The organism is Thiomicrorhabdus sp. 6S3-12, assembly GCF_017571475.1.
In the GTDB taxonomy this organism is placed as follows: Bacteria; Pseudomonadota; Gammaproteobacteria; order Thiomicrospirales; family Thiomicrospiraceae; genus Thiomicrorhabdus.
This window is the reverse complement of the sequence record NZ_JAGETW010000011.1, coordinates 52,005-67,283: the sequence shown is the minus strand read 5'-3', so window position 1 is coordinate 67,283 and position 15,279 is coordinate 52,005. Positions and strand designations below refer to the sequence as shown.

16 protein-coding genes and 2 tRNA genes are annotated in these 15,279 nt (G+C 48.5%); 9 read left to right on the top strand and 9 right to left on the bottom strand.

The window, feature by feature from the left end:
* Positions 1-19: 19 nt before the first annotated feature.
* The 3 genes from J3999_RS11705 to gltX all read right to left on the bottom strand — a co-directional run bounded on the left by J3999_RS11705 (position 20) and on the right by gltX (position 1,867).
* A tRNA-Glu gene (locus J3999_RS11705) sits at positions 20-95 on the bottom strand.
* 41 nt (positions 96-136) lie between these two features.
* A tRNA-Ala gene (locus tag J3999_RS11700) sits at positions 137-212 on the bottom strand.
* A gap of 242 nt (positions 213-454) precedes the next feature.
* Positions 455-1,867, bottom strand: a complete 1,413-nt coding sequence (gltX, locus tag J3999_RS11695; RefSeq protein ID WP_208128064.1) for a glutamate--tRNA ligase — start codon at positions 1,865-1,867, stop codon at positions 455-457.
* A 261-nt stretch (positions 1,868-2,128) separates the two neighbouring features.
* Between gltX and J3999_RS11690 the strand changes: the two genes are divergently transcribed.
* From J3999_RS11690 to J3999_RS11675, 4 genes are all read left to right on the top strand, one after another.
* The gene (locus J3999_RS11690) at positions 2,129-3,127 is read left to right on the top strand and encodes an SLAC1 anion channel family protein (RefSeq protein ID WP_208128063.1); all 999 of its coding nucleotides are present in this window, start codon (positions 2,129-2,131) and stop codon (positions 3,125-3,127) included.
* 145 nt (positions 3,128-3,272) lie between these two features.
* Positions 3,273-5,201, top strand: coding sequence for a M61 family metallopeptidase (locus J3999_RS11685; RefSeq protein ID WP_243755478.1), 1,929 nt, complete (start codon positions 3,273-3,275; stop codon positions 5,199-5,201).
* A complete protein-coding gene (locus J3999_RS11680) occupies positions 5,194-5,439 on the top strand; it encodes a SlyX family protein (protein ID WP_208128062.1) in 246 nt (81 codons plus the stop codon). The genes J3999_RS11685 and J3999_RS11680 overlap by 8 nt, the downstream gene beginning before the upstream one ends.
* A gap of 68 nt (positions 5,440-5,507) precedes the next feature.
* The gene (locus J3999_RS11675) at positions 5,508-6,119 is read left to right on the top strand and encodes a hypothetical protein (protein WP_208128061.1); all 612 of its coding nucleotides are present in this window, start codon (positions 5,508-5,510) and stop codon (positions 6,117-6,119) included.
* Positions 6,120-6,220: 101 nt separating this feature from the next.
* Here the strand turns inward: J3999_RS11675 and rluB are convergent, their stop codons facing one another.
* The 4 genes from rluB to J3999_RS11655 all read right to left on the bottom strand — a co-directional run bounded on the left by rluB (position 6,221) and on the right by J3999_RS11655 (position 9,408).
* Positions 6,221-7,156, bottom strand: coding sequence for a 23S rRNA pseudouridine(2605) synthase RluB (gene rluB, locus J3999_RS11670; RefSeq protein WP_208128060.1), 936 nt, complete (start codon positions 7,154-7,156; stop codon positions 6,221-6,223).
* A 60-nt stretch (positions 7,157-7,216) separates the two neighbouring features.
* Positions 7,217-7,870 carry a site-2 protease family protein gene (locus J3999_RS11665; protein ID WP_208128059.1) on the bottom strand — a complete coding sequence of 218 codons (654 nt, stop codon included), beginning with the start codon at positions 7,868-7,870 and terminating at the stop codon, positions 7,217-7,219.
* Entirely contained in the window at positions 7,870-8,499 is a 630-nt protein-coding gene (locus tag J3999_RS11660) for an L-threonylcarbamoyladenylate synthase (RefSeq protein ID WP_208128071.1), read from the bottom strand. Before J3999_RS11660 ends, J3999_RS11665 begins: the two co-directional genes overlap by 1 nt.
* Positions 8,500-8,568: 69 nt before the next feature.
* A complete protein-coding gene (locus J3999_RS11655) occupies positions 8,569-9,408 on the bottom strand; it encodes a PHP domain-containing protein (protein ID WP_208128058.1) in 840 nt (279 codons plus the stop codon).
* 167 nt (positions 9,409-9,575) lie between these two features.
* On the opposite strand from J3999_RS11655, the gene J3999_RS11650 reads away from it, so the two are divergent.
* From J3999_RS11650 to J3999_RS11630, 5 genes are all read left to right on the top strand, one after another.
* Complete coding sequence (locus J3999_RS11650) at positions 9,576-10,196, top strand: septation protein A (protein WP_208128057.1); 621 nt, start codon at positions 9,576-9,578, stop codon at positions 10,194-10,196.
* A 22-nt stretch (positions 10,197-10,218) separates the two neighbouring features.
* Positions 10,219-10,539 (top strand): YciI family protein, encoded by a 321-nt coding sequence (locus tag J3999_RS11645; RefSeq protein ID WP_208128056.1) that lies wholly within the window; start codon positions 10,219-10,221, stop codon positions 10,537-10,539.
* Between the two features lie 49 nt (positions 10,540-10,588).
* Positions 10,589-11,041 (top strand): transcriptional repressor LexA, encoded by a 453-nt coding sequence (lexA, locus tag J3999_RS11640; RefSeq protein WP_208128055.1) that lies wholly within the window; start codon positions 10,589-10,591, stop codon positions 11,039-11,041.
* Between the two features lie 12 nt (positions 11,042-11,053).
* The gene (locus J3999_RS11635) at positions 11,054-11,566 is read left to right on the top strand and encodes an asparaginase domain-containing protein (protein ID WP_208128054.1); all 513 of its coding nucleotides are present in this window, start codon (positions 11,054-11,056) and stop codon (positions 11,564-11,566) included.
* A gap of 121 nt (positions 11,567-11,687) precedes the next feature.
* A complete protein-coding gene (locus J3999_RS11630; protein ID WP_208128053.1) occupies positions 11,688-12,560 on the top strand; it encodes a DMT family transporter in 873 nt (290 codons plus the stop codon).
* A gap of 50 nt (positions 12,561-12,610) precedes the next feature.
* On the opposite strand, the gene yjgA is transcribed toward J3999_RS11630, so the two are convergent.
* Positions 12,611-13,156 carry a ribosome biogenesis factor YjgA gene (gene yjgA / locus J3999_RS11625; protein WP_208128052.1) on the bottom strand — a complete coding sequence of 182 codons (546 nt, stop codon included), beginning with the start codon at positions 13,154-13,156 and terminating at the stop codon, positions 12,611-12,613.
* Positions 13,149-15,179, bottom strand: a complete 2,031-nt coding sequence (gene ligA, locus J3999_RS11620) for an NAD-dependent DNA ligase LigA (RefSeq protein ID WP_208128051.1) — start codon at positions 15,177-15,179, stop codon at positions 13,149-13,151. Before ligA ends, yjgA begins: the two co-directional genes overlap by 8 nt.
* Between the last annotated feature and the right edge of the window lie 100 nt (positions 15,180-15,279).

Sequence of the window (15,279 nt, the reverse complement as noted above, 5' to 3'; positions counted from 1 at the left end):
CAGCTGAGCTATTCCCGCATGGCGTCCCGTAGGGGAGTCGAACCCCTGTTACAGCCGTGAAAGGGCCGTGTCCTAGGCCTCTAGACGAACGGGACGCATTGTAATGCGTTGCCTTTTTCAAGGACTTTACAGATATTGGTGGAGCTAAGCGGGATCGAACCGCTGACCTCAACACTGCCAGTGTTGCGCTCTCCCAGCTGAGCTATAGCCCCCCTGATCTGATGGAGGCGTATTATAAAGACTTCCCTTGTGGGGTCAAGCTTAAAATGCAAAAAAATCGTATTTTTTTAGCGCTTTTTTGGCGTCCGTCTCCGTTACGCTTTTCTACTAATCTTAAGTTATTGATTTTTGCGATTTCTTTGACTGAAAGCGAACTGCATAAAATAAAAAACCGCCTTCTAATGAGGCGGTTGCTGGAGCGACAAATGGCAATCCATAGCCATTGAAACTGAGCTTATTGATTCGCTACGCGCTTGGCAATAAAGTCCAAAGCCATCTGAATACGTTTCAGACAACGTTCCTTTCCGATCAGTTCGGCAGTAGCGTCAATTGCAGGTGACTGCCCTCCTCCGGTAATCGCTACGCGTAACGGCATACCAACCTTGCCCATTCCCACTTCAAGTTCTTCTGCGGTTGCGTTGATCTGCTCATGAATCGCTGACGCTTCCCAAGTGTCCAGAGCTGAAAGTTTTTCCAACAGTTTCTGTAACGGTTCTTCCGCTACGCCACGCAAATGCTTTTTGGCTGCACCGGCTTCGAACTCCTCGAAGTCATTGTAGAAATAGGTTGCCGATTGAGCCATTTCGACCAAGGTTTTGGCGCGGTCACGCAGAAGGTCGGCGACCAGTGCCAGTGCCGGCCCTTGAGTAAGATCACAGCCCTCTTGAGTCATAAACGGAGCCAGATGCCTGGCCAGATGTTCGGCATCCGCCTGTTTGATATGCTGTTCATTAATCCAAGTCAGTTTGACAGTATCGAAGCTTGATGGCGAACCGTTAACGCTGTCGAAGTCGAAAAGATTGATCATTTCGTCAATGGTAAAGATTTCCTGATCACCGTGCGACCATCCAAGGCGTACAAGGTAGTTGAGCAGCGCTTCCGGCAGGAATCCCTGTTCTTTGTACTGCAGCACGCTGACCGCGCCGTGACGCTTGGACAAACGAGAACCGTCTTCACCGAGCACCATCGGAATGTGTGCAAATTTTGGAATCGACGCACCCATCGCTTGGTAAAGGTTAATCTGTCTCGGTGTATTATTCAGGTGGTCATCACCGCGAATGACGTGCGTAACGCCCATATCCCAATCGTCGACAACCACCGTCAAGTTGTAGGTTGGCGTGCCGTCGGAACGCGCAATGATCAAATCATCCAACTCTTTATTGTGAATCACAACCTGGCCTTTGACCATGTCATCGATAACAACTTCGCCGTCAACCGGATTTTTAAAACGGATAACCGGATCAATTCCTTCCGGCGGCGTGCCGTCAAAATCACGGTAACGACCGTCATAGCGAGGTTTTTCGCCGCGCGCTTTCTGCTCTTCGCGCATCAGCTCAAGTTCATCTGGCGTTGCGTAGCAATAATACGCCAGTCCTTTGCTGAACAGATCGTCGATCACTTCTTTATAGCGTTCGAAACGGTGCGTCTGGTAAATCGGCCCCTGATCGTAATCCAGACCAAGCCAGCTCATGCCCTCCAGAATGGCATTGACGGACTCTTCCGTAGAGCGCTCAAGATCGGTATCTTCGATACGAAGAATAAATTCTCCGCCGAAGCGTTTGGCATACAGCCAGGAATAGAGCGCGGTTCTGACTCCGCCGATATGTAAATAACCTGTTGGACTTGGTGCAAAGCGTGTACGAATCACTTAAAGACTCCACAATGATTTAATTTTAGAAATAAAGCGCACATTATACTCTTACTCGTCAAATCTGTGGCAATTGACTCTCGTCAGATGTGGAATTTCATTCTGTTATTTCATAATGGATTTAAGTGACTGCGCCGGGGGTTATGATTATGATGTGTGGTGCAAAGCGAAAACCGTCGGGAAAAACGGCTGTGTTTTCATTCCGCGTTCTATTTGCAGTTAAATAGTATAAGTTTTAATTCTGAGGTGGTTATGTCAAGTGTGCAAAAGTCTCGTTTAGCCTATTTTCCGATCAACCTTTTCGGGGCCGTCATGGGCTTCAGTGGCCTTACATTGGGCCTTCTTGAAGCGTCCAAGCTCAACTGGCTACCTTCCGGAGCCTTTGTTATCAGTGCTCTGGCGACCAGTATTCTGTTTATTTTGATCAGCTTTTTATATTTGATTAAAATTCTGCGTTTCCCGGAAGAGGTAAAGCATGACTTGGATCATCCTGTTGCCATCAACTTCTTTCCGGCTTTCAGTATCAGCCTGCTGCTGATCAGTTTGATTATCGGTGAGATTTCCCAGCCGCTTGCATCGATCATGTGGCATGTCGGCAGTATACTGCATCTGGTTCTGACGCTGATTATCTTAAGTAACTGGATGCATCATGAAAAATGGATGATTACCCATGTCAGCCCTGCATGGTTTATACCGGTGGTCGGTAATATACTGATTCCTTTAGGCGCGATCCGTTTCTCTTCTCCTGAAATCGGCTGGTTCTTTTTCAGTATCGGTCTGTTGTTCTGGCTGATTCTGTTCACAATCGTGCTTTATCGACTGTTCTTCCATCCGCCAATGCTGAAACTTCTGGAGCCGACATTGTTTATCCTGATTGCACCTCCGGCCGTCGGCTTCTTGGCTTATTTGAACCTGAATGACGGGCAGATGGATAACTTCGCGCGCATCCTTTACTACAGCGCCCTCTTTATGACTCTGTTGCTGCTAACCCAGCTGCCGCGTTTTATAAAGATCCCTTTTGCGCTTTCATGGTGGGCATACAGCTTTCCTCTTGCAGCAATTGCCTTGGCCAGTTTTAAAATGTATGAACACACGGCACTGAATTTCTTTGCATTCTGTGCCGGTATCCTGTTGGCGGCTCTATTATTATTGGTTCTTCTCCTGAGCTTTAAAACCGCTGTGGCCGTCCGCAAGGGTAAACTTTGCCAGCCGCACCCGAAAATGGCGCAACCGCCAGCAGCCGCCCTTTCGGAAAAATAAAAAAACGTCGATTGCCATAACTGACATAAGGGGATAAACAATTTTATTTTGCGTCAACCCGCGCTTTTTAAGTTTGTTAGAATCCCCTGCAAAACCCGCAGATCATAAAATTAATAATATTAAATAAAGAATTCGGAAACCTAGAATGAGTCAATTTAGCTCCCCACAGTTGCAGCAGATTAATCAATCCTATATGGCAGAGATGAAACTTCCGGAACTGGCTAAGCCCATAACCAAGGAAGAGCCTTGTGCCCGTCACTACACCATTACCCCTTTGGATCCGAACGGTCACCTGTTTACTGTAGAGTTTCGTATCGCTTTTCCGGCACAGAAGCAGCGTTTAACTCTTCCCAACTGGATTCCTGGAAGCTATTTGATTCGCGATTTTTCCAAACATTTAATTGATTTGCAGGCTTATGACGACGCCCAAACCACTTTGACGGTTACGCCGATTGATAAATCAACTTGGGAAGTCGAAACTTCGGGTAACGCTTTTACCATTAAATATCAGGTCTACGCCTGGGATCTGTCTGTTCGCGGCGCGCATTTCGATGATACTCACGCTTTCTTTAACGGCACATCGGTCTTTATGGAAGCTGAAGGACAGCGTGATTATCCGTGTGTTATGAGTTTGAAAAAATCACCGGTTTGCGTCAAAAATGCCTGGAAGGTTGCAACCGGGATGCCGGCTCTGGAAGTCGATCACCATGGGTTTGGGCATTATCATGCCGAGAATTACCTGGCATTGATCGATTATCCGGTCGAAATCGGCAGTTATGTCGAGATCGATTTCCGTGCCTGTGGCGTGCCGCACAAGGTAGTGCTAACCGGTGTTTTTGATTGTGATCTAGAACGACTCAAGTCTGACCTGACTACGATCTGCGAATATGAAATCCGTCTGTTTGGTGAAGCGGCCCCTTTCGAAAACTATCTGTTTCAGGTAATGGTTACCGGTAGCGACTACGGAGGACTTGAACATCGAAATTCCACGGCATTGATCTGCAGTCGTAATGATCTGCCGTATAAAGGGATGCAAAAACCGACCGAGGGCTATCTGCAATTTCTTGAACTGTGCAGCCATGAATATTTCCATAGCTGGAATGTTAAACGCATAATGCCTAAGGCATATCAGAACCCGGATTTGAGTCAGCCGATCTATTCCCGACAGCTTTGGTGGTTTGAGGGTGTGACCTCTTATTACGATGCGCTGATATTGCAGCGCTGCGGTTTGATTGACGAGCAGACCTATCTTGATCAGCTTGGGAAACAGCTGACTCGCGTGTACCGCATGCCGGGACGTTTTAAACAGTCGGTCGCCAATTCAAGCTTTTTTGCCTGGACGAAATTCTATCAGCAGGATGAAAACGCTCCGAATGCCATTATCAGTTACTACACCAAAGGCAGTTTGGTTGCATTGGCCCTTGATCTACTGATTCGTGAAAAGACTCAAGGGGAGAAAAGTCTGGACACGGTTTTATTGTATCTATGGCAACACTACGGCAGTGAAGGAATCGGACTTGAAGAGTTTGAAATCGAACGCATCTGTTCTCAAGTCAGCGGTATCGATCTGAAGGATTTCTTCACTCAGCTTCTGGATCAGACGGAAGATTACGATCTCACCACCCTGTTCAGTCATTTCGGGGTGAATTTCACGTTGCGCAGCATGAACTCGCTTGCCGATACCGGTGGGCAAGGCAATGCGCAGGAACTTCTGACCGTCGATTTTGGCGCAAACTTGGAAGAGACGGCCAACCAGACACTGGCTGTGAGACACATCTGGCAGGAGCGCTCCGCGCAGCTTGCCGGACTGTCTTCCGGAGACGAAATTATTGCCATAAACGGCCTGAGAGTGACGTCGAAATCGCAGCTGGAAACACTTCTCAAACGAGCTCAGATCGGCGACAAATGGACATGCAGCTATTTCCGACGCGATGAATTGCGCCAATGTAAACTGGTTTTAACTGCAGCGACAGCTGATCGTGTAGAGCTTACTTTCAAGGAGCCTCGAAGCCCTCAAAATGAAGTTGCTGTATGGCTGGAAAATCATTCGAATGGTGATAACAAAGATGCGTGATCAGAATTGTAAGACGATAGTGTCCGATCCTCAGCTTGTGCAGCGCATAGAAACATTGGAAATTGCCATCAGTCATCATGAGCAGATGCATGTTGAAATGGAAAAAACGCTGGCGGATCAGTATACGCAAATTCAGATGCTGGAAAAAAAGCTGGGGTTACTGAAAGACTATATTCAATCTCTGAATGAACAAGTCATAAAACGCCCGGAAGAAGAAATTCCGCCGCCGCATTATTAATATGCTTAAAAACCACTTAAAACAGAGGTTATACTAGTTTTATTTAACCTAACTCAATAAAGCGTTCTATGAAAAAAATTCTTGCACTGTTGATTTTGGGCGGCCTGTGGTTCCATTTTTACCATATCGGTAAGGCCGATTCATATGGTCCTGGAATCTTCGCCGCATCGGCGCCTTACCAGTATGAAACCAGCATGGATCAGTTCCGTGCGGACGACTTTATATTTCATCCGATTGCGGATTTTGAAGTCGAAGCCAGAGTGCTGGACGCATCCATTTCCTATCTGGACCGTAAAGGTTGGCTGGCGCCGTTGCAGCTGGTAATCGGTTGGGGAAAAATGTCCGATGAAAGTGTTTATCAAAATGTCGACATCTCTATTTTCAACCACCAGTACAAGTGGGATATCGAAAGTCCGGACCTGATCAGCGAGGAACAGGTCATGACCAGCACCGCCAGCCTGCACCTTATTCCAGCCAGCAAGGAAATCCGCAAGAAGATGCTGGACATTAAAATCGGCGACATTGTGTCATTGCGCGGCTCTCTGGTGAATATCAAACGTACGACCGGCTGGGAATGGAAAACTTCGATCAAACGTAACGATAAGGGAGAAAACGCCGGCGAAATTCTGTACGTTAAAGACGTCAATATTATCGTTCCCGGCAGTCGAGTAATTTACTGACAGACAGCAAGTCTCAATATCTTTCATACAAAAAAGGCGGTCATTTATATGACCGCCTTTTTTCTTTTCGAGAGCAGATGGCTTTGTGCAGATAAATTGAATTACTTGCCGCTTTTAAATTCGCGGCCACTGCCGCCATTCATACGGTTTGATTTACGTGCGCCTTTCCCTGTATAGCGCCCAACCATGGTTCGTTCCGATTTTCTGGCATCGCGTTTGGCCAGACCGGCTTTATCTATGCGATTGTTAACCCGCAGGTCAGGACGGCCTTCTTCAGGAAGGTCAACTGAGCGCAGTAGCTGATTAACCTGTTTCCAGCTCAACTCTTCGGCTTTGCCTTTTTTCAAATTGCGCGGCAAAGAGAAGTCACCGTAACGTATACGATGCAGACGGTTAACCTGTAAGCCGACAGCTTCCCAAAGGCGACGGACCTCACGGTTGCGCCCTTCTTTGATGATGACACGATACCAGCGGTTTAGGGAGTCCTCTTCGGCAGGCAGAGCAATAACACGATCAAACTTCGCCGGGCCATCTTCAAGCTGCACGCCTTTGGTCAACTGTTTGACCACTTCGTCACTGACCTCGCCGAAAACACGAACCATATACTCGCGTTCGATCTGGTAAGACGGGTGCATCAGACGATTTGCCAGTTCCCCGTTGTTGGTCAGAATCAACAGACCACTGGTATTAAGATCCAGTCGGCCGATACTGATCCAACGCCCTTGATGCAAGCGAGGCAGGTGGCGGAAAATCGTATCGCGCCCTTTTTCATCCTTACGGGTACAGACCAGCCCTTCCGGTTTGTTATACAGAATAACTTTACTGGCGGCAGGAGCGAGTTGCGACGTTTTTAGCAGTTGATCACGAACTTTGATCTTGTCTTCCTGACTGGCACGGTCACCGAGTTTGGCGATACGGTTGTTGACCTTGACCAGGCCCTGTTCGATCAGGGTCTCGACAGAACGTCTCGATCCGAAACCGGCTCGTGCAAGTATTTTCTGCAGTTTTTCCGTCTGTGGCTGATTGGGTTGTTTCATGTACTGTTCTTGAACCTTAAAATTACGGTGAGCTGATTATGGAGCCTTATTATACGCCTTTCACAATCCGTACAGCTGATAAATCAGGTTCTGTAGAAAACCGTAAGGGCCCATGATCAGAGGGCCTAGAAAACCTAACAGCAAAAGCCCGATCAAGATAAAGAAACCATAAGGTTCCAGACGGTTAAACTGCCAGGCGAGCTTGGGCGATAAAAAGGCGCTTAGAATTCGACTGCCGTCCAGAGGAGGAATCGGTAGTAAGTTCAGCACCATTAGCACCAGATTGATACTGATCCCGGCGGTGCCGGCGTACATCAGAAAGCGTCCTATATCCGGCGCAGTGAACTGGATAAGCGTACCTACTTTGATGATCAGAGCCCAGCCGAGAGCCATTAACAGATTGGCGGTCGGCCCGGCTAAAGCTACCCAGGCCATGTCGCCCCGCGGGTTTTTAAAGTTGCGCGCCGTGACCGGAACCGCTTTAGCCCAACCAAAAATAAACCCGCCAAGCATCAGAAGTACGATCGGCAGAAGCACCGTTCCGATCGGGTCAATATGCTTAATGGGGTTTAGGGTAACCCTGCCGAGCATTTGTGCGGTAGGATCCCCGAGTTTCTTGGCCATCCAGCCATGAGCCGCTTCATGCAGGGTAATCGCGAATAGAACCGGCAAGGCCCAGACCGCGATCAGTTGAACGGTATTGAGTTCATTCATTATTCGTCACCAAAAAACTCACCCTGACCCTGTCTAACCAACACCGGCTCTTCATCGGTAAAGTCAATAATGGTGGTCGGCTCAAAACCGCTGAAGCCACCATCCAAAACAGCATCCAGTGCATGGTTAAGGGTTTCATAGATGCTCCATCCATCGGTCATAGGGTGTTCGTCGCCCGGCAGAATCAGCGATGCGCTCAGTAACGGTTTATCAAAGTAGCTCAAGAGCATATTGGTAACGATATTTGGCGTAATGCGCAGTCCGATGGTTTTTCGTTTCGGTGACTGCAGGCGTTTCGGTACTTCACGGCTAGCCGGCAAGATAAAAGTATAAGGGCCGGGAAGATGTTTTTTCAGGTAACGGTACTGCGTGTTTCCAACTTTGGCGTATTCGGAAAGATTGCTGAGATCTTTACAGACGAGAGTCAATTCATGCTTTTCGGAGAGCTGACGGATTCGGCGAATACGGTCCGCCCCTTTTTTATTGTCCAGCAAGCAGCCTAAAGCGTAGCCGGATTCGGTCGGATAGGCGATGACACCGTCATTATTGAGAATATCCACCGCTTGCTGCAGCATTCTCGGTTGAGGGTTATCCGGGTGAACGTTAATGTATTGACAGTCGCTCAAAATACTTCCTTTAGATACTTTTTGATCAATATATGGGTAGATTATAAATCCCCGCTTCGGGGAAGTCTCTAATCAACGGCTAAATTGCTCCCATACCGGAATACAACCTTCAGGTAAAGGCGCAAGCCAACCCAGACCACGCCAGTGATGCTTTGGCGAGTGAAAGTCTGATCCGATGGACGCATAGAGGCCGAAACGTCGGGCGCGTTCGGCCATCCCGATCATATCTGCACTTGGCCGTGGTGCATTGACCACTTCGATTGCTTTACCGCCGGCTGTAATGAAATCTTCAATTAACCGGTTGAGTTTGGAGCTGGTGAATTTATAAATTTTGGGATGAGCGATTACCGCAATGCCGCCGGCTTCGGTAATCCACTGAACCACTTCGGCTAGTGCCGGCCATTGCGCTTTGACATAGCCGATCCGTCCGCGTTTCAGGTAACGTTCGAACGCCTGGGCATTGTCTTTCACCAGACCCAGTTCAACCATGGCCTGCGCAAAATGACCGCGGCCGATTACGCCGTCACCGACCAGATGGGTAATCTTTTCAGGAAGCTTCTGCAGGTGCGCATTGGGTTTAGAGGTCAGTTTTTCGAGCATATCTTGTGCCCGGATGACTCTGGCTTCCCTGATCGAAGCCAACCCCGTCTGCAGATTAGGGTTCTGCACATCGAAATCAAGACCGACAATGTGAATGGTATGGCCGTTCCATTCGCAGGAAATCTCCACCCCGCTGATCAGATCGATATTAAAATTTCCTACCAGTTCAAGTACCTGCTGATAACCCGCTGTGGTGTCATGATCGGTAATAGCCAATGTGCGTACTTCGTGCTCAAGCGCCAGATCCAACAATGCCTCCGGCGTCAGGGTTCCGTCAGATGCAGTGGTATGGCAGTGAAAATCAACTTTCAAAATAGAGAACCTCGATAGATGGCTTTTAATCCGGTGCAAAGGCCGTTAGAATCAGTATTTTATTATTCACTGTTATTATAAACATTTATCAAAACATTTATCTTACCGCTCTGTTCGGCTAGTGTCGGGTATCGGTTTGACTTTGGGCTTATATCGGTTCCTATCTTATGAAATTCCTATTTGATTTTTTCCCTGTTATCCTCTTTTTTATCGCCTATAAGATGTATGACATCTATACCGCTACCGCTGTGATCATTGTCGCATCGCTGGTACAGATCGGCTACGCCTACATGAAACATAAGCGCGTCGAAAAAATGCATGTCATTACGTTTGCCCTGATACTGGTTCTTGGTGGATTAACGTTGTTCTTACAGGATGAAGCTTTTATCAAGTGGAAACCGACCATTGTAAACTGGGGCTTTGCTCTGGCGTTTTTGGGTAGCCACTATATCGGGCAAAAACCGATTATCGAGCGTATGATGTCCGGTGCTATTCACCTTCCAGACCAGATCTGGATGCGTTTGAGCTGGATGTGGATTGCCTTCTTCATCCTATCCGGTATTACCAATCTATATGTTGCCTATCAATATGACACTGATACCTGGGTCAATTTCAAACTTTTTGGATTGATGGGAATGACTTTCGTGTTTATTATTATCCAGGGACTTTATATTAGCCGTTATATGGAAGAATCCGATTCTCCGGCTGAAGCTCAGGCACTGAACGATGGCGTTGATCAGGACGAAATCGTAAAAAGCAAAGCAGAGTCTGGTCGCAAAGAGATTTAACCACTGTCATTAAGGGGCACAAATGCTATATTCCATCGTTGGCTATGACGTCGAGAACAGTTTAGAACTGCGCGCTCAGGTGCGCCATGAGCACGTTGCGCGTTTAAAGGTACTGGAAGAGAGCGGTCATCTGGTTATTGCCGGCCCAAATCCGGCGATAGACTGCAATGAACCCGGTGCAGCAGGCATGACCGGTAGCATCATTATCGCTAAATTCAAATCACTTGATGATGCCAAGGAATGGGCGGCCGAAGACCCTTATCTGAAAACCGGCGTCTATCGTAAAGTGGAAGTTAAACCTTTCAAGCAGGTGCTTCCCTCTCCGGAAGAAGCGCAAGACTGAAACTTGATTCCGTTGCCATAAAATCATCTTAGCCAAACAGGAAACCGATATGAGCGTAAGTTATCTGATACCGAACAGCAAGCTTCACCTTCATCCTAACGATCCGGTCGAATTACTCGACGATGAAATCGTGGAAATTCCCCTTCTGGGCTGGACTTCAGCCGGCGAGCCGATTCAGATGGAGCTGGATTACGATACCGTTGCCGTACCTAAATCCATGGTACGCAAAGAAACCTTCGCCTTACGTGTTAAGGGAAATTCAATGATCGAGGAAAACATCCATGACGGTGATATCGTCATTGTCGAGCGCAAGGCAACCGCAGAAAACGGTGAATCGGTCGTGGTTCGGATCAACGGTGAAGAAGTCACCATGAAAAAGCTTTATATCGATAAAGACGGTGTCCGTTTGCAGCCGGCTAACGCAGAAATGCAGCCGATTTTCCTGAAGAACCAGGATATCGAAATTCTTGGTATTGTCCGCGGCATCCTGAAACAGGCTTAAGAGACCTCGTAAATGAGTAAGATTCAAATCATTGCCACCGGAGGCACGCTGGATAAAGAGTATGACCCTCTGACCGGCGAACTGAACTTCCCGCAGACACATCTGCCGCAGATATTGGCACAGGCGCTGGTAACGGCGCCGGTCGAAATCAGTACACTGATGGCGCTGGATAGCCTGCAGATGAATGACTCTGACCGGCAATTGATTGCAAAAGCCTGTACCGAAACGAGCGCTCATCAGATCGTGGTAACCCACGGTACCGATACTATGGCCGAAACCGGTAAGATGCTTATCAAACACGGCGAATCAGGCGAGTTCGATAAACTTCGTGGAAAAACAATTATTCTGACTGGAGCCATGCGCCCTTTCGCACTCGGTAATTCGGATGCCGCTTTTAATCTTGGCGCAGCACTGATGGCCGCTCAAACCGCACCACCAGGTGTCTATATCTGTATGAACGGCTTGCTACACTCTGCTGATCGGGTACATAAAAATCGCCAACTCGGTGTTTTTGAAGCCCAATAACCTTTCTAGCATTAATAGACGAACCAATTCGAGTTAAACGGCAGTAAATCTGCCGAGACGCTCGCTAGACCTCCCTTTTGCCGTATTCAGTCGGCTAATTTCAGTATAGGAAAGCTTCATAATGCTTCTCGCTTTAGCCTACTTGACGGTGGTTCTGATTTGGACCACAACGCCTTTGGCCGTGGTTTGGGGCGGTGCTACGGATTGGTTTTTTGCCGTGGCTTCTCGAACTACGCTGGCCGCTTTGGTCATAGTTCCGGTTGCACTCTGGTTCGGCTTTCATCGTCGATTCGCACTTAATTGGCGGAATATTCAGATTTCACTGTTTGCCGCTTTACCGATCTTCGGTGGAATGACCTTAATGTACTGGGCCGGACAGTATTTGCCGTCGGGTTGGATTGCGATTATTTTTGCAATGACGCCGTTGGTTACGGGGGTGATTGCACACTTTCTACTGCCGAAAAGCCGCTTGAATCTGTATAAAATTGTGGCAATTCTAATCAGCCTCAGCGGCCTGATAATCATCTTTGCGCCCAATTTACGCCAGGAACTGGCCGGTTTCCAGCTGCTTGCGATCGCCAGTGCTTTCGCTTCGGTATTTGTGCACTCGCTCGGTACGGTATTGACCAAACGTTGTGCCACACACTTGCCTTCGCTCGATATTGTTGCCGCCGCTTTGATTCTTAGTGCATTGGGATATTTTGTGATCCAGCCCGATTTACTACTGTACCCTCAGAGCTATCCGGATTTGAGCCACAAGGAAGTAGCCGCCATTGTCTATGCGGCCCTGATCGGCTCGGTCGTCGGTTTCCTGCTGTTTTTCTATCTGTTGAAAAATATGGATGCTCTTAAAGTCGCTTTAATCCCGGTAATTACACCGGTTTTTGCGATTTTACTGGGGCATTTTTTAAATGCCGAACCACTGGGTTGGGATGTTGCCGCGGGTGCCGCGCTGGTTTTGATTGGACTGCTCCTGTTTCAAAAGCAGTCTTGATGCTTTGCCAACAGGAGTAAACCGGTATAAACGGGAAAAGAGTGCGCGGATTACCACTCAAGAGAGCGCAGATATTTGAAGATTTCGCGCGCCGCTTTGGGTGGTTTATTCTGTTCCTGTTCTTTTTGTGCATTGCGAATGGCTTGACGTAGATGCTGACGATCAACCTGCGGATACTGTTGCATTAATTCGCCAAGAGCATCGTCACCCTCTTCGACCAGGCGGTCACGCCACTGTTCCAGTTTATGGAAATGAGCGTTCTGCTGCTTGCGCTTGACTTCCTCTTCTTCCAGGAGTGCTTTGATTTCGACAATCAGCGGCTCGTTCTGACGCAAAAGTTTACCAATATACGACTTCTGGCGTTTGATGGCATTGCCTTTTGTAATCCGGTTCATTGTCTCTAGAGCTTCGCGCAGATCGCTAGGAAGATTCAGTTTCGACAGTGTCGCAGGCGACATTTGCATAAGTTGTTCGCCCAGTTCAGTTACCGCCAAGGCGGCTTCTTTAATTTGTGTACGGCTGTCAAACTCTTCCTGCTCCCAGTCCGCTTTTTTCGACTCGGTTTTGCTGCGATTAACATTGCGTGGTCTAACCATGGTTTGACTCCATCAGTTCGGTAAATTGTTGTTCGTTTAAAATAGTCACGCCCAGCTGTTCCGCTTTGGTTAATTTGGATCCGGCCTTTTCACCGGCAACCAGAAAATCGGTTTTAGCCGAAACGCTTGAGGTGACTTTGGCGCCGAGCGCTTCGAGTTTTGCCGCGGCCTCGGTTCGTGAGCCCTGTTGTAAAGAGCCGGTCAAAACCACAGTTTTACCGGCAAACGGAGAATCTGCCGACTGTTCGGAAGCCGCGATTTCCGGCCAGTGTATGCCGGCGGCCAGCAAACCAGCGATCACTTCCAGATTATGCGGCTGGGCAAAAAAGTGATTAATCTGTTTAGCGACAATCTCGCCAATATCATCTACCGCCAGCAAAGCGTCCTCTTCTGCAGATTCGATTGCCGGTAGCGATTTGAAATGGTTGGCTAGGTTTCGTGCTGTAACCTCACCTACCTCCGGAATCCCGAGAGCAAAGATAAAGCGCGGCAAGGTGGTATTTTTCGACGCCTCGATCGCATCGATTACCTTTTGTGCGGACTTTTGTGCCATTCTTTCCAGAGCGGCCAGAGTTTCGAGATCCAGTTTATAGAGATCGTCCGGATGCTTCACCAATTCGAGATCGCAGAGCTGGTCGATTAATTTGTCGCCCAGTCCGACGATGTCCATCGCTTTGCGCGACACATAATGCTGCAGCGCCCGCTTGCGCTGTGCCGGACAGAAAAGCCCTCCCGAGCAGCGGTGCGCGGCTTTATCGCCATCCTTAACCACTTCTGAACCGCATTCCGGACACGCACTCGGCATATTGAACAGCGGAAGCTCCTGCTTACGGAACGAGAGTACCGGGCCGACAATTTCCGGAATAACATCTCCGGCACGGCGTACGATCACCTTATCGCCGACGCGGACGTCTTTACGGCGGATTTCATCAAGATTGTGCAGAGTTGCATTGGAGACAACAACCCCGCCAACTTCGACCGGTTGCAAGCGGGCCACCGGGGTCAAGGCGCCAGTGCGGCCGACTTGAATGTCGATTCCCAGCAGATCGGTCCACTTTTCCTGCGCAGGAAACTTGCGGGCTATCGCCCAACGCGGCGCCTTGGCTGTGAAGCCGAGACGTTCGTACCAGTTTATCTGGTTTACTTTGTAAACGATGCCGTCAATTTCATAGTCGAGTGAATCCCGCTTTTCAAGCAGTCGCTGGTAATAGTCGCCCATGCCTACGGCACCGACCACCAGTTTAGTTTCCGGATTGGTCGGTAAGCCCCAGATTCTGAATTGCTGCAGTGTTTCATTGTAGGTTTCCGGCTGAGGCCAATCGCGGCTGATTTCCCCCCAACCATACAAAAAGAAACTCAGTTTACGTTGTGCGGCAATACGCGGATCCAGTTGACGCAGCGTACCGGCGGCGGCATTTCTGGGGTTGGCGAAGGCCTTATCCCCTTTGGCCATCTGATGTTCATTTATCTGCGCAAAATCTTTCTTGCTGATAAAAACTTCTCCGCGCACTTCCAGAATTTGCGGCCAATTGTCGCCTAGTAACTGCAGAGGAACCGAATTCAGGGTACGAATATTGTGCGTCACGTCCTCGCCGGTAACCCCGTCCCCACGCGTCGTGGCCTGCTTAAGACAGCCGTTTTCATAACGGATATTGATCGCCAGCCCATCCATTTTCGGTTCGGCGATATAGTCTATCTGCGGAGATGAAATTTTCAGGCGATCCTGAACCCGGCGCTCGAAATCCTGCAGGTCATCCTGACTGAAGGCGTTATCCAAAGAAAACATCGGTACGGCATGTTTGACTGACTGGAAGCTTTCAATCGGGGAATCGCCCACCCTCTGGCTTGGTGACTCTGCGGTAATCAGTTCAGGATGCTGCTTTTCGAGCAACAGCAACTTTTGATACAAAGCATCGTACTCGGCATCGCTGACTTGCGGATCATCGAGAACATAGTACTGGTAATTGTGATAATTCAACTCTTTACAGAGTTTTTGATGTTCAGTCTTTAATGGATTACTCATGTGCCGTTTTTATTTTTGATTGGAGGTAGGCTATTCAAGATAACGGTCCTCCTCGTCATGGTAATTGCAGCCAGGAGGACTTGAGAGATATACCGTTTAT

Coding starts and splice junctions, on each gene's coding strand:
- J3999_RS11635 (WP_208128054.1), top strand. CDS start 11,054: ATGAGTAAGATTCAAATCATTGCCACCGGAGGCACGCTGGATAAAGAG.
- yjgA (WP_208128052.1), bottom strand. CDS start 13,156: ATGGTTAGACCACGCAATGTTAATCGCAGCAAAACCGAGTCGAAAAAA.
- rluB (WP_208128060.1), bottom strand. CDS start 7,156: ATGAAACAACCCAATCAGCCACAGACGGAAAAACTGCAGAAAATACTT.
- J3999_RS11680 (WP_208128062.1), top strand. CDS start 5,194: ATGCGTGATCAGAATTGTAAGACGATAGTGTCCGATCCTCAGCTTGTG.
- J3999_RS11675 (WP_208128061.1), top strand. CDS start 5,508: ATGAAAAAAATTCTTGCACTGTTGATTTTGGGCGGCCTGTGGTTCCAT.
- ligA (WP_208128051.1), bottom strand. CDS start 15,179: ATGAGTAATCCATTAAAGACTGAACATCAAAAACTCTGTAAAGAGTTG.
- J3999_RS11665 (WP_208128059.1), bottom strand. CDS start 7,870: ATGAATGAACTCAATACCGTTCAACTGATCGCGGTCTGGGCCTTGCCG.
- lexA (WP_208128055.1), top strand. CDS start 10,589: ATGAGCGTAAGTTATCTGATACCGAACAGCAAGCTTCACCTTCATCCT.
- J3999_RS11645 (WP_208128056.1), top strand. CDS start 10,219: ATGCTATATTCCATCGTTGGCTATGACGTCGAGAACAGTTTAGAACTG.
- J3999_RS11630 (WP_208128053.1), top strand. CDS start 11,688: ATGCTTCTCGCTTTAGCCTACTTGACGGTGGTTCTGATTTGGACCACA.
- J3999_RS11650 (WP_208128057.1), top strand. CDS start 9,576: ATGAAATTCCTATTTGATTTTTTCCCTGTTATCCTCTTTTTTATCGCC.
- J3999_RS11685 (WP_243755478.1), top strand. CDS start 3,273: ATGAGTCAATTTAGCTCCCCACAGTTGCAGCAGATTAATCAATCCTAT.